Below are 25,040 nucleotides of genomic sequence, written 5' to 3' on the forward strand. Positions count from 1 at the left end.
CTCATCTTCCGAGGATAAATATCCCCGCCGGAGGCCAGAAGTTCTTAGGACAACAGATCATCACCGGTCACTCGGGCGCGCATAGCGGGTCCAGTAATCCTTGATCCAGCGCACCGGGAAATAGCCGAATTTCTCGGGCGAGCCCCAGCGCTTGAAAGGGCGCTGGACCATGTCTTCGGGGTTCGGGATGCCGTGAAAGATCACGACAAAAGCCTGCGGCCTGCGGATCGGGCGGACAAGATTGACCGGAAAATGAAAGGCGCAATCTTTCTTGAAACTGATCATCCAGCCAATCGGCCAATGCTGCCGGTCTTGGGCGTGATGGTGAATGAAATCCTGATCATTGCGCAAATGCTGGACCTGCGCATAGCTTTTGTCGCGGAACATCTCGAACAGGTGATCCTGCGTGCCGGCAATGAACCCCACCACGGATGAATTTGACCGCAGGGGTTTTCCAAAGACCGAAGGAAACCAGCGGGGCAAAGTATCGGGGATCTCGCGGATGATATGCAGGCCGCCCTTGGCGCGCAGATGGTCAAACAGCGGTGTCAGGTCGCGCAGCACGACAACATCCACATCCATCATGATGATCGGCGTGCCGGGGACGAAGAGGCCGGGGGCAAAGGCGGATAGTTTCGGCCACATCCCCTTTTGCCAATCGGCGCGGTCCATCGCGAAGGCCGGCAGCGGCATCGTCTCGATCCCCTCGGCCAGCCCTTCGGGATCATCGGTCAGACAGACAAACCGAAAGTCGGATTGCATCTGATCGGTCAGCGCCCGGAACAGGATATTGGTATAGCGGCAGGGATATCCCTTGCCCCATTTGAAGCAGAGGAAAACCGGTGTCGCCTCAGCCATAATGCGCCACCGGCGTGCCTGCGATGGCGGACATGTTCAGCAGCCCGCGCGCGGTGATCGAGGGGGTCACGATATGGCAGCGGTTGCCCATGCCCATCAGGATCGGCCCGACCTCGAGCCCGCCGCCCTTCATCTTGAGGATATTGCGCACGCCCGATGCCGCATCGGTATTGGCAAAGATCAGCGTATTGGCCGGCCCCGGCAAATGCGCGCCCGGGAAAATTCGGCTGCGCAGATCGACATCAAGCGCGGAATCGATATGCATCTCGCCTTCATAGGCGAAATCGCGGGGCGCGCTGTCCAGAATGGCCATTGCCGCGCGCATCCGCCGCCCGGTGTCGCAATCAAGATTGCCGAACTGGCTGTGCGAACACAGCGCGATCTTGGGTTCCAAACCAAAGCGGCGGACATGGCGCGCCGCCCCGATCACCGATTCCGCGATTTGCGCGGGTGTGGGTTCGGGATGGACCTGTGTGTCCGCGATGAACAAAGGCCCGTCTTCGAGGATCATCAGCGACAGCGCCCCCACAGGGTGCAGCGCAGGAGTGCCAAGGATCTCGGTCACATATTTCAGGTGCCACAGGAATTGGCCGAACGTGCCGCAGATCAGGCTGTCGGCCTCGTCGCGCTGGACCATGACCGCGCCGATGGCGGTTGTATTGGTGCGCATGATCGCCTTGGCCAGATCGGGCGTCACGCCGCGCCGCGCCATCAGGGCATGATAGGTTTCCCAGTAATCGCGGTAGCGCGGGTCGTTTTCGGGGTTCACCACGTTGAAATCCACACCGGGGCGGATTTTCAGCCCGGCCCGTTCGCAGCGGTTTTCGATGACATCGGGGCGACCGATCAGGATCGGGGTTTCGGTGGTATCCTCGATCACCGCCTGCGCGGCGCGCAAGACGCGTTCATCCTCGCCCTCGGCAAAGACGATGCGGCGCGACGCCGTGCGCGCGGCCTCGAACACCGGGCGCATGATCAGCGCGGATTTGAACACCGAGCCGTCGAGCTTGTCCTTATAGGCCCTCAGATCCGCAATCGGGCGCTTGGCCACGCCGGTTTCCATCGCGGCCTTGGCCACGGCGCAGGCGACAACGCCCATCAGCCGGGGATCGAAGGGTTTGGGGATCAGGTAATCCGCACCAAAGGTCAGTTTCTCGCCGCTATAGGCAGCGGCGGCCTCGGCGCTGGTGGTGGCGCGGGCGAGCGCGGCGATACCTTCGATACAGGCGATTTTCATCTCATCGTTGATTTCGGTCGCACCCGCATCCAGCGCGCCGCGAAAGATGAAGGGGAAACACAGCACGTTATTGACCTGATTGGGGTAATCGCTGCGCCCCGTCGCGATGATCGCATCGGGCGTGACCGCACGAGCGGCGTCGGGGTCGATTTCGGGATTGGGATTGGCCAGCGCAAAGATGATCGGGCGCGGCGCCATCCGTGCCACCATCTCGGGTTTCAGCACGCCGGGGCCGGAAAGGCCCAGAAACAGGTCCGCGCCATCAATGACATCGGCCAGCGTCGCGGGTGTTGTGCCTTGGGCATATTCCGCCTTTTGCGGGGTCATGTCCTTTTCGCGGCCGTGATGGACCAGACCTTCGATATCGCAAAGCCAGACGTTTTCGCGTTTCACGCCCAGTTTCAGCAGCATGTTCAGACAAGCGATCCCCGCCGCCCCGCCACCGGTGCTGACGATCTTGATATCCTCGAACCTCTTGCCCGCGACATGCAGCGCATTGACCGCCGCAGCACCCACGACGATGGCCGTGCCGTGCTGGTCGTCGTGAAAGACGGGGATATTCATCCGCTCGCGGCAGAGCTTTTCAACGATGAAACAATCCGGGGCCTTGATATCCTCAAGGTTGATCGCGCCAAAAGTCGGTTCCAGCGCGCAGACGATATCGGCCAGCTTATAGGGGTCGGCCTCGTTCAGCTCGATGTCGAAACAATCGATATTGGCGAATTTCTTGAACAGGACGGCCTTGCCTTCCATCACCGGCTTGGACGCGAGCGCCCCGATATTGCCCAGCCCCAGCACCGCCGTGCCATTGGTGACAACCGCGACCAGATTACCGCGCGCGGTGTAATCGCGGGCGGTGTCGGGATCGGCCTTGATTTCCAGACAGGCCTCGGCCACGCCGGGCGAATAGGCGCGGGCCAGATCGCGGCCATTGGCCAGCGGCTTGGTGGCGCGGATTTCCAGTTTTCCGGGCTTGGGAAACTTGTGATAATCAAGGGCAGCCTGTCGCTGGCTATTCGCTGTTTCATCGACCATCATCATCTCCACTCAATATGGTTTAACGTTAAACCATTTCACTGCCGCAAGGGAAAGCCTGCGGCGCGGTTAATCACGCTTTGGGCAATCTTGCAAATCTTTCGCGCGGGGCACAATGTGCCAGACATGACACAGAGACATGAAATCCGCGCTGAAATCCGCCTGTCCACCAGCGACCTGCGTGCCGATCTGCCATTCTTTGGCAAGGTGCTGGGGATGCGGCTGGATATGATCTATCCCGCCGACGATCCCAATGTGGCCGTTTATTTGGGGCTTGGTCTGCGGTTGCGGCTGGAACAGGGGGCCGGGGTGAACCCCGGCTTACGGATCTTGACCGATGATCCGGGTTTTGCCGATGGGCGTCAGGAACTGACCTCGCCCGGTGGCACATTGGTCAGTGTGCATCCGCTGAACCCGCCTTTGGTGCTGCCGCCCACGGATCATGCCTTTGTCGTGCGCCGTCTGGCGGATCAGGCCCCTTGGGTGATCGGGCGGGCGGGGATGCAGTATCGCGACCTGATCCCGACACGGTTGGGCGGGTCGATCATCGCAAGCCACATCCGTATCCCCGATGGCGGTCCCGTCCCCGATATGGTGCATTTCCACAAGGTCGGGTTTCAGCTGATTTTCTGCATCAAGGGCTGGGTCGATGTTGTCTATGAAGACCAAGGCGGCCCGATCCGCCTGACTGCGGGCGATTGTTTCATCCAGCCGCCCGAAATCCGCCACCGCGTGCTGCAAGCCTCTGACGGGATCGAGGTGATCGAGATCGGCGTGCCCGCCGAACATGTGACCGAGATCGACCACGACATGACCTTGCCGACGCCGCATCTGCGCCCTGACCGCGAATGGCAGGGGCAAAGGTTTGTCTATAACAAGGCCGCCGATGCCGCTTGGCAGCCTGCGCGCCTGCCCGGATTTATCGCGCGCGACACCACGATTGCCGCCAATACCAAAGGCGTCGCCGCTGTGCAGGTGATCCGGCGTGGCACGGGTGATCCGCAATGGTGCGCGCATGACGCGGATATCCATTTCACCTTTGTCATGGCCGGCGAGATGCTGCTGGAAGGCGAGGGCAAAGAGCCCTTCATCCTGACCGCAGGCGATGCTTTCGTGATCCCGCCGGGGATGCGGACGCGTTACACCAAGCCAAGCGACGATCTGGAATTGCTCGAGGTCATGTTACCGGGGGCGCCGGGCTAAAGCCCAGCCTACGGGTCTTGCATTGCGCTGCGGGCCGCACCAATCTGATCTGACCCAACCGGAGGTTTCCATGTCGCTGATCGACGATGCCCGCGCCGTGCGCGAAAACGCCTATGCCCCCTATTCCAAGTTCAAGGTCGGTGCTGCGATCCGGTCGGCATCTGGCACCATTTACACCGGCTGCAACGTCGAAAACGTGGCCTATCCCGAAGGTACCTGCGCCGAGGCCGGGGCCATCGCCGCGATGATCGCAGGCGGTGATACCCGCATCGCCGAGGTTGCGGTGATCGCCGACAGCCCCAAACCCGTCAGCCCCTGTGGCGGCTGCCGCCAGAAGATCGCGGAATTCGCGGATGGTGATGTGGCCGTGACACTCGCCACGATGGACGGGATTGTGCAGCGCACCACGGTCGCGGACCTGCTGCCCGGCAGTTTTGACGCCGATTACATGAGCCGCGTCTGACCCTTGGACGCCCGCGCGATCATAGTCGCGATCCGCAACCGGCAGACGCCAGATGCGGAGGCCCTTGCATGGTTCGCGCAAGGCTTGGCCAATGGCGCTGTCAGTGACGCGCAGGCTGGGGCCTTTGCCATGGCGGTTTGCCTGAACGGGCTGTCCGACCAAGGCCGCGTGGCGCTGACCGCAGCGATGCGCGACAGCGGTGATGTGCTGGCATGGGACCTGCCGGGGCCGGTCTTGGACAAACATTCCACCGGTGGCGTGGGCGATTGCGTCTCGTTGATCGCGGCCCCGGTGCTGGCGGCCTGCGGGGCCTATGTGCCGATGATCTCGGGGCGGGGTTTGGGGCATACGGGCGGCACGCTCGACAAGCTGGAATCGATCCCCGGCCTGTCCACCCAAGTCACCGAAACGCGCCTGCGCCAGATCACCCGCGAGGTGGGCTGCGCCATCGTCAGCGCCACGGGCCAGATCGCGCCTGCCGACCGCAGGCTATATGCGATCCGCGATGTCACCGCGACGGTGGATTCCATCGACCTGATCACCGCCTCGATCCTGTCCAAGAAACTGGCGGCGGGGCTCGATGGCCTGATGCTGGATGTCAAATGCGGGTCAGGCGCTTTCATGAAAACGCCGGGTGACGCGCGCGCGCTGGCGCAGGCGCTGGTTGATGCGGCCAATGGCGCAGGCTGCCCCACGGCCGCGCTGATCACCGATATGAACGCGCCGCTGGCCCCCGCGCTGGGCAATGCGGTCGAGGTTGCCATCTGCATGGAGGTGCTGGAAGGCAATAGCGCCGCCGCCCCCCGCCTTGTGGATTTGACCAAGGCGCTTTGCGTGCATCTGCTGACCCTGCAAGGTCGGACCGCGCCCGAGGCCAGCGCGCAGGTCGCCCTTGCCCTGTCCTCGGGCGAGGCGATGGACCGTTTCGCCCGCATGATCGCCGCGATGGGTGGCCCCCCCGACATGGCCGAGGATTGGCGCACCCATCTGCCCACTGCCCCTGTCGTGGGCGAGGTCATGGCACCTGACAGCGGCCATATCACCGCAATTGATGGCGAGGCGCTGGGGCTGGTCGTCGTGGGCTTGGGCGGCGGGCGGCGGGTGGAAACCGACCGGATCGACCCTGCCGTCGGGTTGACCGAGATGATCGGGCTGGGTGCGCCGGTGACGCGCGGCCAGCCGCTGTGCACGCTGCATGCCGCGACCGAGCAGGCCGCGACCGAAGCCGCCCGCGCCGTGCAGGCGGCGATCACCATTGGCGATGCGGCTGTGCCCGGCCCGCTGGTTCTGGAAAGGATCGGCTGATGGCGCGCGCAATCCTGATCGTGATCGACAGCGTGGGCATCGGCGGCGCGCCGGATGCCGCACATTATTTCAACGGCGATCTGCCCGATACCGGCGCGAATACGCTGGGCCATATCGCGCAGGCGGTGCCGCTGCATCTGCCGCATCTGGATGCGCTGGGGCTGGGGTCGGCGGTGCAGCTGGCCTCGGGGCTGGTGGCGCCGGGGCTGGGCGCTGTGCCGACAGGCGCTTGGGGGGCCGCGACCGAGGTATCGCGCGGCAAGGACACCCCGTCGGGCCATTGGGAATTGGCGGGCGTGCCGGTGCCTTGGGATTGGCACCATTTCCCCGATAGGGTGCCCGCCTTTCCCGCCGATCTGACCGCCGCGATCTGCAAGGCGGCAGGCACGGACGGCATCCTGGGCAATTGCCATGCCTCTGGCACCGCGATCATCGCCCGCGAGGGCGCGGCGCATATCCGCTCTGGCTGGCCGATCTGTTATACCTCTGCCGATAGCGTCTTGCAGATCGCAGCGCATGAGGATCATTTCGGGCTGGACCGGCTATACCGGCTTTGCGCCGATCTTGCGCCCATGCTGCACGCGATGAAAGTCGGGCGTGTGATCGCGCGGCCTTTCGTGAGCGAGGTCGGGGCCTTTACGCGCACCGCCAATCGCAAGGATTACGCGATCCCTTTGCCCGGTCCCTCGATCTGCGATGATGTGCAGGCGGCGGGCGGCAGGGTGCATGCGGTGGGCAAGATCGGGGATATCTTTTCGATGCAAGGCATCGACACTTTGCGCAAGGGCAAGGATGCCGCGTTGATGGATCATCTGCGCGATCTGCTGGACGAGGCGACAGATGGCGATTTCATTTTCGTCAATCTGGTCGAATTCGACAGCGATTACGGTCACCGGCGCGATGTTGCGGGCTATGCTGCGCATCTGGCGTGGTTTGACGCGGCATTGGGCAGGCTTTTGCCGCATCTGGCAAAGGATGACCTGTTGATCGTCACCGCTGACCATGGCAATGACCCGACATGGCCCGGCACCGACCATACCCGCGAAAGGGTGCCGGTGCTGGTGCATGGCATCGGGGACGCAGCTTTGGGGCATCTGGCCTTTTCGGATGTCGCGGCCAGTATCGCGGATCATTTGGCAGTGCCCTATCGCGGCGCAGGAAAGAGTTTTCTATGAGTTTTCAGCATATCCCCAAGGTCGAACTGCACACCCATCTGGAAGGCTGCGCGCCGCCCGATTTCATCCGCATGTTGGCGGCCGAGAAAAAGATCGACATCAGCGGGATTTTCACGCCGCAGGGCGGCTATGATTTCCGCGATTTCGACCATTTCCTGAAGGTCTATGAGGCCGCCTGCACCACCCTGCAAACGCCCGATGATTTCCGCCGCCTGACGCTGGCGGTGCTGGAAGAAACCGCCGCCCATGGCGTGGTCTATATGGAAACCTTCGTTTCGCCCGATTTCTGCGGTGGCGGTGATCTGGCGGCTTGGAAAGACTATCTTGCCGCCATGTCTGACGCCGCCGACGAGGGCGAGGCGCGGTTCGGTATCACGCTGCGCGGGATCGTCACCGGCATCCGCCATTTCGGGCCAGAGGCTTGCAAGCCTGCCGCGCGCTGTGCGGCGGAAACCTTTGGCGGTTTTGTCGTGGGCTACGGCATGGCGGGCGGTGAAATGGCGGGGCGGCCTGCGGATTACGCCTATTCTTTCGACTTGGCACGCGAAGCGGGCATGCCGCTGACCTGTCATGCGGGCGAATGGGGCGGGGCGGCGATGGTCGCGGAAACCATCCGCGATCTGAAAGTCGCCCGCATCGGCCACGGGATCGGGGCCATCGACGATCCCGCCTTGCTGCGCGAGATCGTGGAAAAAGATATCGTGCTAGAGGTCTGCCCCGGTTCCAATGTCGTGCTGAAAGCGGTGCCCGATTGGGCCAGCCATCCCATCGCCCGGCTGCGTGATGCGGGCGTCAAGGTCACCGTTTCGACCGATGATCCGCCGTTCTTTCACACCACGATGAGTGCGGAATGCGACATGCTGCACCGGACCTTTGGCTGGGACGAGGCCGATTTCACGGCGTTGAACCAGACCGCCCTTGCCGCCGCTTTCTGCGATGATGCCACCCGCGCCCGTGTGGCCAAACGACTGGAGCCTGCCCGATGAACGACCATGTCACCCATGTCACCCACCCTTTGGTGCAGCACAAGCTGACGCTGATGCGCCAAAAGGATACCTCGACCGCCCTGTTTCGCCAATTGCTGCGCGAGATCAGCCAGCTGCTCGCCTATGAGGTCACGCGCGGTTTGCCGATGACCACCCGCCGGATCGACACGCCGCTGGAACCGATGGATGCGCCGGTGATTGATGGCAAGAAACTGGCGCTGGTCTCGATCCTGCGGGCGGGCAATGGCTTGCTGGACGGGGTGCTGGAACTGATCCCCTCGGCGCGGGTGGGTTTTGTCGGGCTTTACCGCGACGAGGCGACGCTGCAACCCGTGCAATATTATTTCAAAGTCCCGACAGAGCTGGAAGACCGGCTGGTCATCGCCGTTGATCCGATGCTGGCCACGGGCAATTCATCGGTGGCCGCGATTGATCTGCTGAAACAGGCCGGGGCCACGAATATCCGGTTTCTCTGCCTGTTGGCCGCCCCCGAAGGTATCGCGCGGATGCGCGAGGCGCATCCCGATGTGCCGATCATCACCGCCGCTATCGACAGCCATCTGAATGATCACGGCTATATCGTGCCGGGTCTGGGCGATGCGGGCGACCGGATGTTCGGCACCAAATAGCCGCTAGCGGTTGCAGATATTCTGCAAGCTGATCCATTCGCTATCGGTCAGCACCGGCGCAGAGGGCTGCCCGTCCAGCGGATCGCGCCCCAGATCGGGCATCGTGCCGCTGCGCTGGTCGGCCAATATCTGATAGGGCCGGTGCGGCAGGCTCGCCCGTTGAAAGGCGTGGCGCAGATCGCCAGCCTCGGCCTGCGGTGCGGGTTCGGCCAGACGCTCATCGGCATGGCGCTGCAAGATATCGCGCGGGATATCGCCGGTGGTCAGCAAGCCAAAGGTCGCGGCAAGACCTGCCTCTTTGAGAACGGGTTCCAGCGGATCGCGGCCAGCGACAGCCTCGCGGCTGGCCAGCACGTAACCCGCCACGGCGACAGGATCATCGGCGGCCTGCAACAAGCCCGCATCCAGAATGATCAGCCCGCCCGGCATCGCCAGCGCGCCTTGGTCCAAGACCGGCACGACCACGATATGCAGCGGTGTTCCCGCCCCAAAGACGCGGCTGGCCAGCCTGCCGGCTGCCGCCTGCGCCGCGGCATCGCGGCAAACCGGCCCGGTCCGGGTCTGGATATGCGCCAGGATCGTCGCGCCGATCTCGGCCCGTTTCGCCGGCGGCACAATCGCCAGCGTCTGCCGCATCAGCGCGCCGGGCAGCCAGAACACCGCCAGCGCCAGCGTCACGCTGATGATCCCCGCCGTGATCCAATGCCGCAGCTTGCCGGGATGGGGACGCGCCTTGGCCAGCGCCTTGCGGACTTCTTCGATCGCGTCGATCATCGTGTCATCGGCGATTTCCAGCTCTTCGCTGGCTTCTTCGTCGGGGGCATAGATCGCGGGGCGTTCGCCGGGGTTAAGCCGGATCAGCGCGGGCAGCGACCAATGGGCCAGCGGGCGCGCCACCCCGTCGGCGATGACCAGCGTCGCATCGCCAAAAGAGATCATCACCTGTCGGCGCTGCTGGTCCGGCGCAGGCCGCCACAGCCCGTCGCTTTCCAGCCGCACATATCGATCCAGCGCTGTCATCTGCCCATATAGCCTTTTTGCAGCTACCTTACGCCCAGAGCTGCAGGTTGTCATGCCCCAAAGGGCGGCCCGGCGCGGTCAGAAGGTCTTGGCGATCAGGCGCAGTTCGAATTTCTGGATCTTGCCGGTCGAGGTCTTGGGCAGGTCCTGAAACACCACGCGTTTGGGGCATTTAAACCCCGCCAGCCTGTCGCGGGCAAAACCGATGATCTGGGCCTCGGTGGCGGTGGCGCCATCCTTCAATTCGACAAAGGCGCAAGGGGTTTCGCCCCATGTCTCGTCGGGCTGCGCCACCACCGCGCAGAGGTTCACGGCCGGATGGTTCATCAACGCCGCCTCGACCTCGACCGAGCTGATATTCTCGCCGCCGGAAATGATGATATCCTTGGCGCGATCCGAAATCTGGATCATGCCGCCGGGATGCTGGACCGCCAGATCCTCGGAATGGAAATAGCCACCGGCAAAGGCCTTTTCGGTGGCCTCCGGGTTCTTGAGATATCCTTTCATCACCGCATTGCCGCGCATGACGATTTCGCCCTGCGTGCTGGCGTCCCATGGCACGGGGGTCATGTCTTCGTGGACCACGGTCACCTCTTCCATCATCGGCATGCTGACACCTTGGCGCGCCTTGATCGCGGCCTGTTCAGCCTCTGGCAGGGCGTCCCATGCGGCATCCCAGATGCATTCGGTGACATGGCCGAAGGTTTCGGTCAGCCCATAGACCTGTTTGACGTCAAACCCCAGCTTGCCAATCGCGGCCAATGTTGCGGGGGCAGGGGGCGCGCCTGCGGTGAAGACCTCGACCACATGGGTGAAAGCGCGGCGATGGTCCGGCTTGGCATTGACCAGCAGGTTCAGCACGATGGGTGCGCCGCCGAAATGCGTGGCCCCGTGATCGGCGATGGCGTCATAGATCGCCTGCGCCGTGATATCACGACAGCAGATCGCGGTGCCACCCAGCGCGGGCAGCATCCAGGTATGGTTCCAGCCGTTGCAATGAAACAGCGGCACGATTTGCAGATATCGCACGAAGCTTGGCATCTGCCATGACATCGCCGTGCCCATCGTCATCAGATAGGCGCCGCGATGGTGATAGACGACGCCCTTGGGCCGCCCCGTCGTGCCAGAGGTGTAATTCAGCGCAAGGCTTTCCCATTCATCGCGCGGCAAGATCCATGCGAAATCGGGATCGCCACTGGCCAGAAAATCCTCGTATTTCTGCTGGCTGCCGATGGCATGGACGCCCGCCTCATCATCGGGCACTTCGATCACCAAAGGCGCAGGCCCCTGCATCTGGTCGATGGCGGCCATCGCCTGCGGCAGGAATTGGCTGTCGACCAGCACAACCTTTGCCTCTCCATGATCAAGGATATAGGCGATGGTGTCCACATCCAGCCGGATGTTGATCGTGTTCAGCACCGCGCCGCAGGCAGGCACGGCAAAACCGGCCTCGGATTGCGCGGGGATATTGGGCAGGATCGTGGCGACCACATCGCCGGGCTGCACGCCTGCCTTGGCCAAGGCCGAGGCCAGCTGTGACACGCGCCGGTAATATTGCGCATAGCTCAGACGGGCTGTGCCATAGATCAGCGCTTCGCGGTTGGCAAAGACATGTGCTGCGCGTTGCAGATGCGACAAAGGCGTCAGCGGCACATGATTGGCGGCCCGTTTGCCGAGCCCCGTCTCGTCGCGCATCCAGCCCATGTCGCCCTCCCGCTTTTTGGGTCGCTATCTGGACAGAGTATTGCGGCGCATCGGTGACTTTGAAAGCGGAATTCCGCTGAAAGCTGCCCGATGACGCCCCAGATCGCCTTGCCTGACCAGATCATATCGCCGCGTGCGGTGCTCTATATCATCGCGGGGATGGCGGTCTTGGGGCTGAACGACAATTTCATCCCCTATATCGCGCCAGAAGGATCTTTGTGGCAGTTCCACCTGCTGCGCGGGCTGCTGGCGCTGGGGGTGCTGGGGGTGATCGGCTGGGGCAGCTTGCGGCCCAAGCGTCTTTGGGCCGTGGTCGGACGCAGCCTGTTTCAGGCGGGGTCGATGCTGATCTATTTCGGCTGTCTGGCCATCCTGCCGATCGGGATCGTCGTGGCGGGGCTGTTCACATCGCCGATCTTCGTGCTGCTGATCGCCGTGATTTTCCAAGGCAAACGTGTCGGCTGGGTCCGCAGCCTTGCCATCGTGACGGGGTTCGCGGGTGCGCTGCTGGTGATCCGGCCAGACCCTGCGGCGCTGGATCTGGTGGTGTTCCTGCCGATCCTCGCGGGGCTGCTTTATGCCATCGGGGCCATTGCCACCCGCGCATGGTGCGAAGGCGAAACCACCCTGACGCTGAGCGCGGGTTTCTTTGCGATGCTGGCCATCTGCGGTGCGCTGGGCTGTCTGTTGCTGCCTGCTGGCGCGCCGGGTGCCGAAGGCTTTGCCAGCCGTGGCTGGATGCCGTTGACCGCTGATCTGTTGTTCTGGATATCGGTGCAGACCGCCCTCGCGCTGGTCGGTATCTTCTGCCTGTTTCGCGGTTATCAGCTGGGCGAGGCCAGTCAGGTCGCCGTCTACGAATATGCGCTGCTGATCTTTGCCAGCGGCTGGGCGTGGTATCTATGGGGGGATCTGGTCAGCCCTGTGGCGATGGCGGGGATGGCGCTGATCGCGCTGGCAGGCATCATCATCGTGTCGCGCCGCAGCGTGTAAGGGCTGGCGCATCCCCGCGAAGGGATGCGCCTAGATAGTCAGGCCGCTTTCGCGCCGGTGGCGAAGCGTTTGTAAAACTCCTGCCCCTTATCGGCCATGTCGCGCAGCAGGTCAGGCGCGCTGAACCGATCCCCGAATTCTGCGGTCAACTGGTCGCAGCGTTCGGCGGCATAGGGCGCGCCGATGATATCCAGCCAGCTGAACGGCCCGCCCGACCAAGGCGCAAAGCCCCAGCCAAGGATCGCGCCGACATCGCCTTCGCGGATATCGGTCAGCACGCCGTCTTCCAGCGCGCGCACGGCTTCCAGCACTTGGGCGAACAGCAGGCGGTGCTGCACGGTCACCAGATCGGGCTGGTCATCCGCGACAGGGTATTGCGCGGCCAGATTGTCCCAGAGGCCAAGGCGCTTGCCCTTGTCGTCATAGGCATAAAAACCGGCATTGGATTTGCGGCCCAGACGGTTTTGATCGGCCATCCAGAACAGCACCTCGTCCACCGCACCGTCGGGATAGGCATCGCCCATCGCGGCGCGCGTCGCCTTGGCGATTTTCACGCCCAGATCGATGCTGGTTTCATCCACCAATTGCAGCGGACCCAGCGGCATGCCGACCAGTTTGGCCGCGTTTTCGATCAGGGCGGGTTCGACCCCTTCGCGGACCATGCGGATGCCTTCGTTGATATAAGGAATGATGCAGCGGTTGGCGTAGAAGAACCGCGCGTCATTGACCACGATCGGCGTCTTGCGGATCTGGCGCACGAAATCGAGCGCTTTGGCCACCGCGACATCGCCTGTTGCCTCGCCTTTGATGATCTCGACCAGCATCATCTTGTCCACGGGGGAAAAGAAATGGATGCCGATGAAATTCGCCGGATCATTGCTGGCTTTGGCCAGTTCGGTGATCGGCAGGGTCGATGTGTTGGTCGCAAAGATGCAGTCAGGACCCGTCACCGCCTGCACCTTCTTGGTGACCTCGGCCTTGACGCCCACATCCTCGAACACGGCCTCGACGATCAGATCGCAATCTTTCAAGGCGGCATAATCGGTCGTGGCGTTGATCAGCCCCAACACGGCGGCTTTCTTGTCCTCGGTCGCCTTTTTGCGGGCGATGCCTTTGTCCATGTAAGCGGCAGTATATGATTTGCCTTTGTCGGCGGCCTCTTGTTTGGCGTCGATCAGCACGACCTTGATGCCTGCAAGCGCAGAGACCAGCGCGATGCCCGCCCCCATCATGCCCGCGCCGATGACACCGACCTGTTTGACCTTTTGATCGGGCGCATCAGGGCGGTTGGCGCCTTTTTCCAGCGCTTCCTTATTGATGAACAGGCTGCGGATCATGGCCGAGGAGCTGGGGTTCATCAAGATATTGGTGAACCAGCGCGCCTCGATCTTCAGCGCGGTATCGAAAGGCACCAAGGCCCCTTCATAGACCGCCGATAGCAAGGCTTTCGCGGCAGGATAGACCCCCATCGTCTTGCCGTTGACCATGGCAGATGCGCCGACAAAGGTCATGAAACCGGCCGGATGGTAGGGCGCGCCACCGGGCATTTTATAACCCTTTTCGTCCCAGGGTTTGACGATGGACGGGTTCGAAAGGATCCATTCCTTGGCGGCGGCGACAGGGTCGGCCACAACCTCGTCGACCACGCCTGCACGTTTGGCCCCTTGCGGATCGTTCAGCTTGCCTTCGAGCAACAGGGGTGATGCGGCCATGGCCCCCAGCTTGCGCACCAGACGCGTCGTGCCACCGGCACCGGGGAAAATGCCGACCATGATTTCGGGCAGGCCGATTTTCGCCTTGGGGTTATCGGTGGCAAAGATGCGGTGACAGGCCAGCGGGATTTCCAGCCCGATGCCCAGTGCCGTGCCGGGCAGGGCGGCGGCGATGGGCTTGCCGCCTTTGTTGGTCTTTGGGTCCATGCCCGCGCGTTCGATCTTGCGCAAAACGCCATGCATCGCCATCACGCCGTCGAACAGCCCGCGCGCGGGATCATCACCGGCGCTGTCTTTCATCCGCGCGATGATGTTCAGGTCCATACCCCCGGCAAAAGACCCGTCCTTGCCCGATGTGATGATGATGCCTTTGACGGCATCATCCGCCAGAGCCTGATCAATCAGCGCATCCAGATCGGTGAACCCTTGCTGGTTCATCACATTCATGGATTTGCCGATTGTGTCCCAAGTGATGACTGCCACGCCATCGGCGTCGGTTTTAAGTGTGAAATCAGTCATGATCGCCCCCTTACACGCGTTCGATAATCGTTGCGGCACCCATGCCCGATGCGATGCAGAGCGTCGCCAGACCGGTGGATTTGCCAGAGCGTTCCAATTCATCCAGCAGGGTGCCGATGATGATCGCACCGGTGGCCCCCAAAGGATGCCCCATCGCGATGGACCCGCCGTTGACGTTGACGCGGTCATGATCGACGTTGAACGCCTGCATGAACCGCAGCACGACGGAGGCAAAAGCCTCGTTCACCTCGAACAGGTCGATATCGCTGATCGCCATGCCGGCATCCCGCAGGATTTTCTCGGTCACGGGCACCGGGCCGGTCAGCATGATCGTCGGATCAGTGCCGATTTTCGCAGTCGCACGGATCACCGCGCGGGGTTTGAGGCCCATCGCCTCGCCCCATTCCTTCGACGCAACCAGCACGCCAGCGGCACCATCGACGATGCCCGATGAATTGCCCGCATGGTGGATATGGTTGATCCGTTCCAGATGGGGGTATTTCATCAGCGCGATCTTGTCGAAGCCGGGCATCACCTCGCCCATGGCGGCAAAGGCGGGGTTCAGCGACCCAAGCGTTTGCATATTCGTTTCTGGTCGCATGTATTCGTCATGGTCCAGAATGGCCAAACCGTTGATATCGCGCACCGTCACGACGGATTTGGCGAAACGGCCTTCGTCCCACGCGGCCTTCGCGCGTTTCTGGCTTTCGACGGCCAATTGGTCGGCCGCGTCACGGCTGAAACCGTATTCAGTGGCGATGATATCGGCGGAAATGCCCTGCGGGACGAAATAGCTGTCCATCGCAATCGACGGATCAACCGCAATCGCCGCCCCGTCGCTGCCCATGGCGACGCGGCCCATCATTTCAACGCCGCCCGCGATATAGGCCTGACCGGCCCCGCCGCGCACCTGATTGGCGGCAAGGTTCACCGCTTCCATGCCAGAGGCGCAGAACCTGTTGATCGCCAGACCGGGGATGGATTCGTCCAGATCGGACGCCAGCACCGCCGTGCGCGCCAGACAGCCGCCCTGTTCGCCAACCTGTGTGACATTGCCCCAGATCACATCCTCGACCGCGTGGCCTTGCAGGTTGTTGCGCTCTTTCAGCGCGTTCAGCACACCGGCGGACAGGCGGGCGGATGTCACCTCGTGCAGGCTGCCATCGGCGCGGCCTTTGCCGCGCGGCGTGCGGATCGCGTCATAGATATAGGCGTCGGTCATCATATCCTCCGTTCAGGCCGCGCCGGATAGCGCGCGCGGCATCAAGTCATAGGGGTGTTTCCAACCGGGGCGGGCGGCGATGGCGTCCAGCCAGCGGTCGATCTGCGGGTAATCGGTGCGCGCAAAGGTAAAGGGTTCGGTGTAGAACAGGTAACCGGCGCAGGCGATATCGGCGATGGTCATATCCTCGCCCGCCAGCCAGTTGCGCCCCGTCAGATGGGTTTCCATCACCTTGAGCGCCGAGGCCAGACGCATCGCCAGAAAGCCGTTCACATCGGCGTTGCGCTTGTCCTCGGGCAGGAAATTCATGTTGAACCGCAAAGGCCCGGCCACGCCGCTGACCTTGTGATTGTCAAAGAACATCCAGCGCAACACCTCGCGGCGTTCGGCGGCGGACCTTCCCCCCAGCTTGCCCGATTTAGAGCTGATGTAATCCTGCATGACCGCCGATTGGGTCAGCACCAGATCGCCGTCTTCCAGAACCGGCACCTCGCCCATCACGTTGAGCGCGCGGAATTCCGGCGTGCGGGTCGCGCCGTTGAAGAAATCGACAAAGACCGGGTCCCAGTCCTGATTGGTCAGGGTCAAGGTAAGGGCCACTTTATAGGCGTTTCCGCTTTCGCCGAAGCAGTGCAGTTTCATGGGCATGGTGCAGGCCTCCCAACCTGGGGCCGAAATCCTTGTGAAATCGGATAGGGACGCCGCAGGATCGCGGCGCCCATCTGAACCCTAGAAGTTCGCGGCCTGCAACGCCATGACAGTATCAGCCCCGGTGTTGATCCGGGCCAGATGCATCCCTGTCGCGGGCAATTGGCGCGCCATGTAATAACGGCCGGTTGCGATCTTGGTTTCATAGAATGCGGTATCGGATGCCCCGCTGTCCAAAGCCTCCATCGCGGCCTTGGCCATGCGTGCCCACATCAGACCCAGACAGACATGGCCCATCATATGCATGAAATCATAAGACCCCGACAAAGCGTTATTGGGGTTTTTCATGCCGTTTTGCATGAAATACATCCCCGCCGCCTGCAGGTCTTCGCTGGCGGCTTTCAGCGGCACAAGGAAATCCTTGTTCAGCGCCTCATTGCCTTCGTTTTCCTTGATGAAGCTTTTGATCATCTCGAAAAACGCCATGACATGTTTGCCGCCATCCAGCGCGAGCTTGCGCCCCACAAGATCCAGCGCCTGAATGCCATTGGCCCCTTCATAGATCATCGCGATCCTTGCGTCGCGGGCATATTGGGACATGCCCCATTCCTCGATATAGCCATGGCCGCCGTAAACCTGCTGCGCGGCGGTGGCATATTCAAAGCCTTTGTCGGTCAGGAACCCCTTGATCACCGGCGTCATCAGCGAGATCAGGCCGTCGGCGTCCTTGTCGCTGTTGCGATGCGCGCGGTCGATCAGATAGGCGCCCCAATAGGTAAAGGCGCGCGCCCCTTCGACAAAGGACTTCTGGTCCATCAGGTTGCGGCGGATATCGGGATGCACGATCAGCGGATCGGCAGGACCGTCAGGGTTTTCCGCACCCGTGACAGCGCGCCCTTGCAGGCGGTCATTGGCATAGGCGACAGCGTTCTGATAGGCGCTTTCGGCTTGGGCATAGCCTTGCAGGCCGACGCCCAGACGGGCCTCGTTCATCATGGTGAACATGGCGCGCATGCCTTTATGGGCTTCACCCAGCAGGAAACCCGTCGCTGCGTCATAATTCATCACGCAGGTCGAATTGCCGTGGATGCCCATCTTTTCTTCGATCTTGCCGACGCTGACGCCGTTGCGCGCGCCAAGGCTGCCGTCATCATTGACCATGAACTTGGGCACGATGAACAAGGACACGCCCTTGATCCCGTCAGGCCCGCCCTGAATTTTCGCCAGCACCAGATGGATGATGTTGGAGGCCAGATCGTGATCGCCTGCCGAAATGAAAATCTTCTGGCCGGTGATCTTATAGGTGCCATCGTCCTGCGGGACGGCCTTGGTGCGCATCAACCCCAGATCGGTGCCGCAATGCGGTTCCGTCAGGTTCATCGTGCCGGTCCATTCGCAGGTCGTCAACTTGGGCAGGTATGTCTGTTTCTGGTCGTCCGAGCCATGCGCATAGATCGCGGAATAGGCACCATGGGTCAGACCCTGATACATGTTGAACGCCATATTGGCGGACACGAAAGGTTCCTGCGCGGCGGTATGCATGACGTAAGGCAGGCCCTGACCGCCATAGGCGGGGTCGCAATCCATCGCGGTCCAGCCGCCGTCTTTCATCGCCTCAAACGCGTCCTTGAACCCGGTCGGCGTGCGCACGACACCATTTTCCAAAACGCATCCTTCGCGGTCGCCCACGGCGTTCAGCGGATGCAGCACGGCTGTGGCGACCTTGCCGGCCTCTTCGACCACGGCGCCGGTGAAATCACGGTCAAGGTCTTCGAACCCCGGAATATCCTGTTCACTGACGCGCAGCAGGTCATGCAGCACGAACTGGATGTCTTTGACGGGGGCGTTATAGATCGGCATTTGGTCTGTCTCCCTGGGGTCGTGGCGTGGATGGTGCCGGCTCAGGCGGCGGCGGATTTCTTTTTGGCAAGGCTGGCGAGCTTTTCGGCACCCCAAGCCATCTGGGCCTTCAATTCGCCGATCGCCTCGTCAAGCTCGGCTTTCTGGGCTTGCATATCGGCCAGATGGCGTTCGGCCAGTTCATAGGTCTTGGACAGCTGGGTCTCTTGCCCGTCGTCCATGTGATAAAGGTCCAGCAATTGCCGGATTTCCTCGAGCGAGAAGCCAAAGCGCTTGCCGCGCAAGATCAGCTTGAGCCGGGCGCGGTCGCGCTTGGTGAACAGGCGCTTTTGACCCTGGCGGATCGGGAACAGCAGTTCCTTGGCTTCGTAGAAACGCAAGGTGCGGGGCGTGACATCAAAGGCCTCGCACATCTCGCGGATGTTCATTGTATCTGTCGTCATGGCTTTTCCTCATGCGGATGGCTGCTGCCACGCAATTGCGGATCACATTGGCAGCTTACAAGCAAAGGTGACGTTAACGTAAACAGAACGTCGCGTCACGAACAGGGTGACGAAAGGTCAGCAAAAATCTGGCGAATTTGGTGTAATTTTCTGACGCGAGGGCAGGCGCGCCTAGGCTAGGGTCTTGGCGGTATGGTCCCGCAGCTGCTGTAGTTCGGCCATCGTTTCATCCAGCTGCGCGCGCTGCTGGCGCAGTTCTTCCATCTGCCGGTCGGCCAGCGCGACCCATTCGCGCATCTGCGCATGGGTGCCTTCTTTTTCGTATATCAGCAGCCATTGCCGGATGTCTTCAAGCGCAAAGCCAAACCGCCTGCCCCGCAGGATCAGCGTCATCCGTGCCAGTTCGCGTGGGCCATAGAACCGCGCCCGCCCTTCCTTTTCGGGGGTCAGCAGTTCGATATATTCGTAATAGCGCAACGTCCGAGGCGTGACGTCGAATTTCGCACACATCTCTTTGAACGACAGGCGCTTTTCGGTCATCGGTTTCTCCTCGCCGTTAACCTATCGCCATCGCTGGGGCGGGGCAACAGATGGATCGATCATGTTTGCAATGACAATCGGGTAACGCTACTGCGGTGGGGGAGTTCCAGCCATGCAGGAGAAGCCATGTCAGACGATCAGGCCAGCCGCCGCGACAAGATCGCCGCGCAGTTCATCGCGTCGATCCCGCATGCGCAAGCGCTGGGCATGACCCTGACCGAGGTCGGTGACGGCCGGGCAACCATCACGATGGATTATGACGCGCGTTTCATCGGCGATCCCGATACCGGCGTCATTCACGGCGGGGCGGTATCGGCCTTGATGGATACCTGCGCCGGGGCGGCGGTGATGGCGCATCCGGCGGCGGCGCTGGCCACGGCGACGCTTGACCTGCGGATTGATTACATGCGCCCGGCCACACCTGGCGAGCGGATCACGGCCACGGCGGAATGTTATCACGTCACGCGGTCTGTCGCCTTTGTGCGGGCGACGGCGGTTGACAATGATGCGCACCGGCCTGTCGCTTCGGCCACCGGGGCCTTTACCATCGAAAGGGGCAAGGCATGACCACCCGTCCCGAGCCCGTCCAGGTGATCAAGCAACGCCGCGATGCGATGTTGCAAAAACTGGTGGCCCGCGTGCCCTATATGCAATTTCTGGGCATCCAGATCGACCGGCGCGGCGATGAATTGACGGCGGTGCTGCCCTATGCGGACCGGCTGATCGGCAATCCGATGTTGCCGGCGCTGCATGGTGGTGCGACGGCGGCCTTTCTAGAGGTCACCGCCATCATGGAACTGACCTGGGCGATGATCTGGGAGGATATGGAGGCTGGCCGCATCACCGATGACGCCCCGGCCATCACCCTGCCCAAGACAATCGACTTTACCGTTGATTACCTGCGCAGCGGGCTGCCGCGCGATGCCTATGCACGCGCGCGGGTCAACCGGTCGGGGCGGCGCTATGCCTCGGTGCATGTGGAAACATGGCAGGACAATCGTGCGCGGCTGTTTGCACAGGCGACGGGGCATTTCCTGATGCCCCCGCGCAATGGCTGACAGGCTGACGCATCGCCGCGTGCTGCGGATCGCGCTGCCGATCGTGCTGGCCAATGCGACGGTGCCGCTGCTGGGCTTGGTCGATACCGGCGTTGTCGGGCAATTGGGTGCGGCGGCGCCGATTGGCGCAGTGGGCCTTGGCGCGGTGATCCTGACCGCCGTTTACTGGATCTTCGGCTTTCTGCGGATGGGCACCACCGGGCTTGCCGCGCAGGCCAGCGGTGCGGGGGACAGCGACGAGGTGGCCGCGCTATTGTCGCGCGCGCTGTTGATCGGTTTTGGCGCGGGGGCGGTGTTGATCGCCGCGCAATGGCCGATCTTCAACGGCGCCTTTCGGCTTGCCCCCGCCAGCGCCGAGGTCGAGGCCTTGGCCCGCGATTACATGGCGATCCGCATCTGGTCGGCCCCTGCGACCATTGCGCTTTACGGCATCACCGGCTGGTTGATCGCACAGGAACGCACCGGCGCGGTGCTGGCGATCCAGCTATTGATGAACGGGCTGAATATCGGGTTGGACCTTGTCTTCGTGCTGGGCTTTGACTGGGGCGTGGCGGGGGTGGCTTGGGCCACGTTTATCGCGGTCTGGGCGGGGCTGGTGCTGGGGTTATGGTATTGCCGCGACGCCTTTGCCGGGGTCGCATGGCGGACAGCGGCGCGGGTGTTTGACCTGATCCGGCTGCGGCGCATGGCGGTGGTAAACAGCGATATCATGATCCGATCGGTGCTGGTGCAGGCGATTTTCGTCAGCTTCCTGTTCTATGGGGCAGGTTTTGGCGATGTGCCTTTGGCCGCGAACCAGATTCTGGTGCAGTTCCTGCACCTGACGGCCTATGCGCTGGACGGTTTCGCCTTTGCCGCCGAGGCGCTGGTGGGCAAGGCCGCAGGTGCGCGGGCGCGCGGTCTGCTGCGCCGGGCGGCGATCCTGACCAGCCTTTGGGGGCTGGGGGCCTGTGCGGTCATGGCGGTGTGTTTCGCGCTATTCGGCGGCATCATGATCGACATCATGACCACCGCAGCCGAGGTGCGCGCGGCAGCGCGTCTTTATCTGCCCTATGTTATCGTCGTCCCCTTGGCGGGGGTGGCGGCATGGATGCTGGACGGCATTTTCATCGGCGCGACGCGGACAGCGGATATGCGCAACATGATGATCGTCTCGGCGGCAGTCTATTTTACCAGCGTCATTCCCTTGATGGCGCTGTTTGGCAATCACGGGCTGTGGCTCGGGATGCTGATCAGCTTTGTGGTGCGTGGCGTGACGCTGGGGCTGAAATATCCCGCGCTGGAGGCTGCAGCCTCAGGTCCAGTCCGCGCGGCCTGATCCGACCGCATCGGCCAGCGTGGCGAACCCGTCGCGCAGCAACAGCATATCCAATCCGCGCGCGATTTCATCGACCAAGGACAAACCGCCATAGACCAAGGCGGTATAGAGCTGCACAGCCGAGGCCCCGGCGCGGATTTTCTGATAGGCCTGTTCTGCGGTGGCGACCCCACCAACCCCGATGATCGGCAGATCGGTCAGACCCGCCAATTGCGCCAGCACGCGGGTCGATTTTTCGAACAAAGGCTGGCCGGATAGCCCGCCTTTTTCCTGCGCATGCGGGCCGTGCAAGCCGCTGCGGTCCAGCGTGGTATTGGTGGTGATGATGCCTGCAATCGCGGCGGTCTGGGCGACTTCGGCGATTTCGGCAATCTCGTCCAGCGTCAGATCCGGCGCGATCTTTAGAAAGACGGGGATCGGGCGCGCCATCTTTGCGCGTTTGTCCATCACACCGGCCAGCAAGGCCGCCAGCGCTGCCTTGCCTTGCAGGTCGCGCAGCTTTTCGGTGTTGGGCGATGAGACATTCACCGTGGCGAAATCCACATGCGGCCCGCAATAGGCCAGCACGGTCGCGAAATCGGCGGCTTTGTCGGTGCTGTCCTTGTTCGCGCCAAGGTTCAGGCCGACCACGCTGCCGACTGGGCGCTGCGCCAAGCGCTGGGCGATGGCCTGCATCCCGTCATTGTTGAACCCGAAACGGTTGATCACGGCGCGATCACCGGTCAGCCGGAACAGGCGCGGCTTGGGGTTGCCGGGCTGGGCGCGCGGGGTGGCGGCGCCGACCTCGACAAAGCCGAAACCTGCGCGCGCCAGCGGCGCAAGGGCGGTCGCGTTCTTGTCAAACCCCGCGGCAAGGCCGATGGGATTGGGCAGCGCCAGCCCGGCCAGATCGCAGCGCAGACGCGGCGATGTGAAAGGGGTGGTCTTTGGGCCAAGCCCTTTGCGCAAAGCGGTGATCGCCACGCCATGCGCGGTTTCGGGATCTATCCGGCGCAGCGCCGCCAACCCGATCTGTTCCAGCGCCTTCATGCAAGATCCGGCAGCTGATGCGCGCCATCCGACAGCGGCAGGTCGCGAACCCAGACGACATCGGCCAGCGTCAGGTCGCGGTAAAGATGCGGAAACAGCACGCCACCGCGCGCGGGTTCCCATTTCAGCGGGTCCAGGCCATCGGCGGCGACTGCCAGCACAACAAGACCGGTTTCGCCTGCGAAATACTTGGTCAATGTTTCGGCCAGGGTCGCGGCGGTGGAAAAATGGATATAGCCATCGGCCAGATCGACAGGCGCGCCCGCCGTCGCGCCATCGCGTTGCAAGGCGGCCCATTCATCGGCGCGGAAAATCTTGTAAATCAACATGGCAGCGTCATGGGGCCTGCGCAAAAAATGGTCAAGTGTCTTGGCCGGGGCCGTTGACGTTGCGGTAAGGTGCCGACAATCGGCTGTTGTGTTTGACTCCCGTCACATCTGGCGGCCAATCTGGCCTAACGAAACCTTAAGGGATAAGTCCATGACATTGCGACTGTTGACGACAAGCTGCGCCTTGGCGCTGATCGCGGGGTCGGCTGCGGCCGATTACACGCTGCATATCATCCACACCAACGACCTGCACAGCCGGATCGAGCCGATCAGCGCGTTTGATTCCACCTGCAACGCCGAGGCGAATGCCGCCGGTGAATGCTTTGGCGGCGTCGCACGCGTCATCACCCAGATCAACGCCCTGCGCGACGAACTGGCAGGTCAGAATGTCATCGTTGTCGATGCGGGCGACCAATATCAGGGCAGCCTGATGTACACGACCTATAAGGGCGATGTCGAAGCCGAGTTCATGAATGTCATCGGCTATGATGTCATGGCCGTCGGTAACCATGAATTCGACGATGGCGACGAAGGCCTGCGCAAGCTGACCGATCTGGTGTCTTTCCCCGTCATTTCCGGCAATATCGACGTGTCCGGTTCCAACATCTTGGCTGGTCAGGTCGAAAACCACATCGTGCTTGAAGTCGGCGGGCAGCGGATCGGCATCATCTCGGCTTTGGCCGGGGACACGGTCGAAACATCCAGCCCGTCGGATGCTGTCATCTTCACCCCCGAGGTCGCCAGCCTGAGTACGGATGTCGCAGCATTGCAAGGCGAGGGTGTCACCAAGATCATCGCGCTGACCCATGTCGGCCTGTCCAAGGATATGGAAATCGCCGCCGCGGTTGACGGGATCGACGCCATTGTCGGCGGGCATTCGCATACGCTGATGTCCAACACCGAAGACGGCGCGCTGGCCTATCCCACGATGGTCGGCACTGTGCCTGTGGTGCAGGCCTATGCCTATTCCAAATATGTCGGCCATCTGACGCTGGTCTTTGATGACGCGGGCAATGTGATTTCGGCCACCGGCGATACGATCCTGCTGGATGCCAGCGTGGCCGAGGATGAAGCGGCAGTCGCGCGGATCGCCGAACTCGCCGGGCCGATCGAAGAGATGAAGACGCGCATCGTCGCTGAAACTGCCGCGGCGATTGATGGTGACCGCACTGTCTGCCGTGCGATGGAATGCCCGATGGGATCGCTGATCGCCGATGCGATGCTGGACCGCGTGCGTGATCAGGGCGTCCAGATCGCGATCCAGAACGGGGGCGGCATCCGCGCCTCGATCGACGCGGGCGAGGTGACGATGGGCGAAGTGCTGGGCGTGCTGCCGTTCCAGAACACGCTATCCACCTTCGAGGTCACCGGCGAGACTCTGCTGGCCGCGCTTGAAAACGGTGTCAGCCAGATCGAGGACGGGGCTGGCCGTTTTCCGCAGGTCGCGGGGATGAGCTTTGCCATCGACAGCGCAGCGCCGGCGGGTCAGCGTATCTCGGAGGTCATGGTCGGCGATGCGCCGCTTGATCCGGCCATGGTCTATGGGGTGGTGTCCAACAATTACGTCCGCAATGGCGGTGATGGCTATTCGATGTTCGAGGATGCCGCCAATGCCTATGATTTTGGCCCTGACCTGGCGGATGTGCTGGCCGAATATATGGCCGCGCAGGGTGTCTTCACGCCCTATACCGATGGCCGGATCACCGTGAACTGATGCAAACACATTGCGCGCCGCTGCAAGTGGCGGCGCGCAA

General features: G+C 62.4%; 23 protein-coding genes. 11 read left to right on the forward strand and 12 right to left on the reverse strand.

Annotation, left to right across the window (positions count from 1 at the left end):
* Nucleotides 1-60 precede the first annotated feature (60 nt).
* Both LOKVESSMR4R_RS02450 and LOKVESSMR4R_RS02455 read right to left on the reverse strand, forming a co-directional pair.
* Nucleotides 61-858 carry a hypothetical protein gene (locus LOKVESSMR4R_RS02450; protein ID WP_087206150.1) on the reverse strand — a complete coding sequence of 266 codons (798 nt, stop codon included), beginning with the start codon at nucleotides 856-858 and terminating at the stop codon, nucleotides 61-63.
* Nucleotides 851-3,130, reverse strand: coding sequence for an NADP-dependent malic enzyme (locus LOKVESSMR4R_RS02455; RefSeq protein ID WP_087212447.1), 2,280 nt, complete (start codon nucleotides 3,128-3,130; stop codon nucleotides 851-853). The genes LOKVESSMR4R_RS02450 and LOKVESSMR4R_RS02455 overlap by 8 nt, the downstream gene beginning before the upstream one ends.
* A 126-nt stretch (nucleotides 3,131-3,256) precedes the next feature.
* On the opposite strand from LOKVESSMR4R_RS02455, the gene LOKVESSMR4R_RS02460 reads away from it, so the two are divergent.
* The 6 genes from LOKVESSMR4R_RS02460 to upp all read left to right on the forward strand — a co-directional run bounded on the left by LOKVESSMR4R_RS02460 (nucleotide 3,257) and on the right by upp (nucleotide 8,891).
* Nucleotides 3,257-4,333: a cupin domain-containing protein gene (locus LOKVESSMR4R_RS02460; RefSeq protein WP_087206151.1), complete on the forward strand. Its 1,077-nt coding sequence runs from the start codon at nucleotides 3,257-3,259 to the stop codon at nucleotides 4,331-4,333.
* 70 nt (nucleotides 4,334-4,403) lie between these two features.
* Nucleotides 4,404-4,796 carry a cytidine deaminase gene (locus tag LOKVESSMR4R_RS02465; RefSeq protein ID WP_087212451.1) on the forward strand — a complete coding sequence of 131 codons (393 nt, stop codon included), beginning with the start codon at nucleotides 4,404-4,406 and terminating at the stop codon, nucleotides 4,794-4,796.
* A 3-nt stretch (nucleotides 4,797-4,799) separates the two neighbouring features.
* Complete coding sequence (locus LOKVESSMR4R_RS02470) at nucleotides 4,800-6,101, forward strand: thymidine phosphorylase (RefSeq protein WP_087206152.1); 1,302 nt, start codon at nucleotides 4,800-4,802, stop codon at nucleotides 6,099-6,101.
* Nucleotides 6,101-7,276 (forward strand): phosphopentomutase, encoded by a 1,176-nt coding sequence (locus LOKVESSMR4R_RS02475; RefSeq protein ID WP_087206153.1) that lies wholly within the window; start codon nucleotides 6,101-6,103, stop codon nucleotides 7,274-7,276. Before LOKVESSMR4R_RS02470 ends, LOKVESSMR4R_RS02475 begins: the two co-directional genes overlap by 1 nt.
* Nucleotides 7,273-8,262 (forward strand): adenosine deaminase, encoded by a 990-nt coding sequence (locus LOKVESSMR4R_RS02480; RefSeq protein WP_087206154.1) that lies wholly within the window; start codon nucleotides 7,273-7,275, stop codon nucleotides 8,260-8,262. Before LOKVESSMR4R_RS02475 ends, LOKVESSMR4R_RS02480 begins: the two co-directional genes overlap by 4 nt.
* Nucleotides 8,259-8,891 carry a uracil phosphoribosyltransferase gene (gene upp / locus LOKVESSMR4R_RS02485; RefSeq protein WP_087206155.1) on the forward strand — a complete coding sequence of 211 codons (633 nt, stop codon included), beginning with the start codon at nucleotides 8,259-8,261 and terminating at the stop codon, nucleotides 8,889-8,891. The genes LOKVESSMR4R_RS02480 and upp overlap by 4 nt, the downstream gene beginning before the upstream one ends.
* Before the next feature lie 3 nt (nucleotides 8,892-8,894).
* Here the strand turns inward: upp and LOKVESSMR4R_RS02490 are convergent, their stop codons facing one another.
* Both LOKVESSMR4R_RS02490 and LOKVESSMR4R_RS02495 read right to left on the reverse strand, forming a co-directional pair.
* The gene (locus LOKVESSMR4R_RS02490; RefSeq protein WP_087206156.1) at nucleotides 8,895-9,911 is read right to left on the reverse strand and encodes a hypothetical protein; all 1,017 of its coding nucleotides are present in this window, start codon (nucleotides 9,909-9,911) and stop codon (nucleotides 8,895-8,897) included.
* 78 nt (nucleotides 9,912-9,989) lie between these two features.
* Complete coding sequence (locus tag LOKVESSMR4R_RS02495; RefSeq protein WP_087206157.1) at nucleotides 9,990-11,615, reverse strand: AMP-binding protein; 1,626 nt, start codon at nucleotides 11,613-11,615, stop codon at nucleotides 9,990-9,992.
* A gap of 90 nt (nucleotides 11,616-11,705) precedes the next feature.
* On the opposite strand from LOKVESSMR4R_RS02495, the gene LOKVESSMR4R_RS02500 reads away from it, so the two are divergent.
* A complete protein-coding gene (locus tag LOKVESSMR4R_RS02500; protein WP_087206158.1) occupies nucleotides 11,706-12,608 on the forward strand; it encodes a DMT family transporter in 903 nt (300 codons plus the stop codon).
* 38 nt (nucleotides 12,609-12,646) lie between these two features.
* Here the strand turns inward: LOKVESSMR4R_RS02500 and LOKVESSMR4R_RS02505 are convergent, their stop codons facing one another.
* From LOKVESSMR4R_RS02505 to LOKVESSMR4R_RS02530, 6 genes are all read right to left on the reverse strand, one after another.
* The gene (locus LOKVESSMR4R_RS02505; RefSeq protein WP_087206159.1) at nucleotides 12,647-14,839 is read right to left on the reverse strand and encodes a 3-hydroxyacyl-CoA dehydrogenase NAD-binding domain-containing protein; all 2,193 of its coding nucleotides are present in this window, start codon (nucleotides 14,837-14,839) and stop codon (nucleotides 12,647-12,649) included.
* Between the two features lie 10 nt (nucleotides 14,840-14,849).
* On the reverse strand, nucleotides 14,850-16,061 hold the full coding sequence (locus tag LOKVESSMR4R_RS02510) for an acetyl-CoA C-acetyltransferase (protein ID WP_087212456.1): 1,212 nt from the start codon (nucleotides 16,059-16,061) through the stop codon (nucleotides 14,850-14,852).
* A gap of 12 nt (nucleotides 16,062-16,073) precedes the next feature.
* Nucleotides 16,074-16,709: a glutathione S-transferase family protein gene (locus tag LOKVESSMR4R_RS02515; RefSeq protein WP_087206160.1), complete on the reverse strand. Its 636-nt coding sequence runs from the start codon at nucleotides 16,707-16,709 to the stop codon at nucleotides 16,074-16,076.
* A gap of 81 nt (nucleotides 16,710-16,790) precedes the next feature.
* Nucleotides 16,791-18,569, reverse strand: a complete 1,779-nt coding sequence (locus LOKVESSMR4R_RS02520) for an acyl-CoA dehydrogenase C-terminal domain-containing protein (RefSeq protein ID WP_087206161.1) — start codon at nucleotides 18,567-18,569, stop codon at nucleotides 16,791-16,793.
* A 41-nt stretch (nucleotides 18,570-18,610) separates the two neighbouring features.
* Nucleotides 18,611-19,012 (reverse strand): MerR family transcriptional regulator, encoded by a 402-nt coding sequence (locus LOKVESSMR4R_RS02525; RefSeq protein ID WP_087206162.1) that lies wholly within the window; start codon nucleotides 19,010-19,012, stop codon nucleotides 18,611-18,613.
* A gap of 171 nt (nucleotides 19,013-19,183) precedes the next feature.
* Nucleotides 19,184-19,552, reverse strand: coding sequence for a MerR family transcriptional regulator (locus LOKVESSMR4R_RS02530; RefSeq protein WP_007205813.1), 369 nt, complete (start codon nucleotides 19,550-19,552; stop codon nucleotides 19,184-19,186).
* A 126-nt stretch (nucleotides 19,553-19,678) separates the two neighbouring features.
* Here LOKVESSMR4R_RS02530 and LOKVESSMR4R_RS02535 point away from each other — a divergent pair, with 126 nt between their 5' ends.
* From LOKVESSMR4R_RS02535 to LOKVESSMR4R_RS02545, 3 genes are read left to right on the forward strand one after another with little or no spacing between them, the layout of a single operon-like run.
* The gene (locus LOKVESSMR4R_RS02535) at nucleotides 19,679-20,119 is read left to right on the forward strand and encodes a PaaI family thioesterase (protein WP_087206163.1); all 441 of its coding nucleotides are present in this window, start codon (nucleotides 19,679-19,681) and stop codon (nucleotides 20,117-20,119) included.
* Nucleotides 20,116-20,610, forward strand: a complete 495-nt coding sequence (locus LOKVESSMR4R_RS02540; protein WP_087206164.1) for a PaaI family thioesterase — start codon at nucleotides 20,116-20,118, stop codon at nucleotides 20,608-20,610. Before LOKVESSMR4R_RS02535 ends, LOKVESSMR4R_RS02540 begins: the two co-directional genes overlap by 4 nt.
* Nucleotides 20,603-21,928: an MATE family efflux transporter gene (locus tag LOKVESSMR4R_RS02545; RefSeq protein WP_087206165.1), complete on the forward strand. Its 1,326-nt coding sequence runs from the start codon at nucleotides 20,603-20,605 to the stop codon at nucleotides 21,926-21,928. The genes LOKVESSMR4R_RS02540 and LOKVESSMR4R_RS02545 overlap by 8 nt, the downstream gene beginning before the upstream one ends.
* Here LOKVESSMR4R_RS02545 and LOKVESSMR4R_RS02550 read toward each other — a convergent pair.
* Nucleotides 21,905-22,957 (reverse strand): quinone-dependent dihydroorotate dehydrogenase, encoded by a 1,053-nt coding sequence (locus LOKVESSMR4R_RS02550; RefSeq protein ID WP_087206166.1) that lies wholly within the window; start codon nucleotides 22,955-22,957, stop codon nucleotides 21,905-21,907. The two genes, LOKVESSMR4R_RS02545 and LOKVESSMR4R_RS02550, sit on opposite strands and share 24 nt — an antisense overlap.
* Nucleotides 22,954-23,286, reverse strand: a complete 333-nt coding sequence (locus tag LOKVESSMR4R_RS02555) for a DUF952 domain-containing protein (RefSeq protein ID WP_087206167.1) — start codon at nucleotides 23,284-23,286, stop codon at nucleotides 22,954-22,956. Before LOKVESSMR4R_RS02555 ends, LOKVESSMR4R_RS02550 begins: the two co-directional genes overlap by 4 nt.
* A gap of 151 nt (nucleotides 23,287-23,437) precedes the next feature.
* Between LOKVESSMR4R_RS02555 and LOKVESSMR4R_RS02560 the strand changes: the two genes are divergently transcribed.
* Complete coding sequence (locus tag LOKVESSMR4R_RS02560) at nucleotides 23,438-25,000, forward strand: bifunctional metallophosphatase/5'-nucleotidase (protein ID WP_087206168.1); 1,563 nt, start codon at nucleotides 23,438-23,440, stop codon at nucleotides 24,998-25,000.
* Nucleotides 25,001-25,040 lie beyond the last annotated feature (40 nt).

Origin of the sequence: Yoonia vestfoldensis, assembly GCF_002158905.1 — a bacterium.
GTDB lineage: Bacteria > Pseudomonadota > Alphaproteobacteria > Rhodobacterales > Rhodobacteraceae > Yoonia > Yoonia vestfoldensis_B.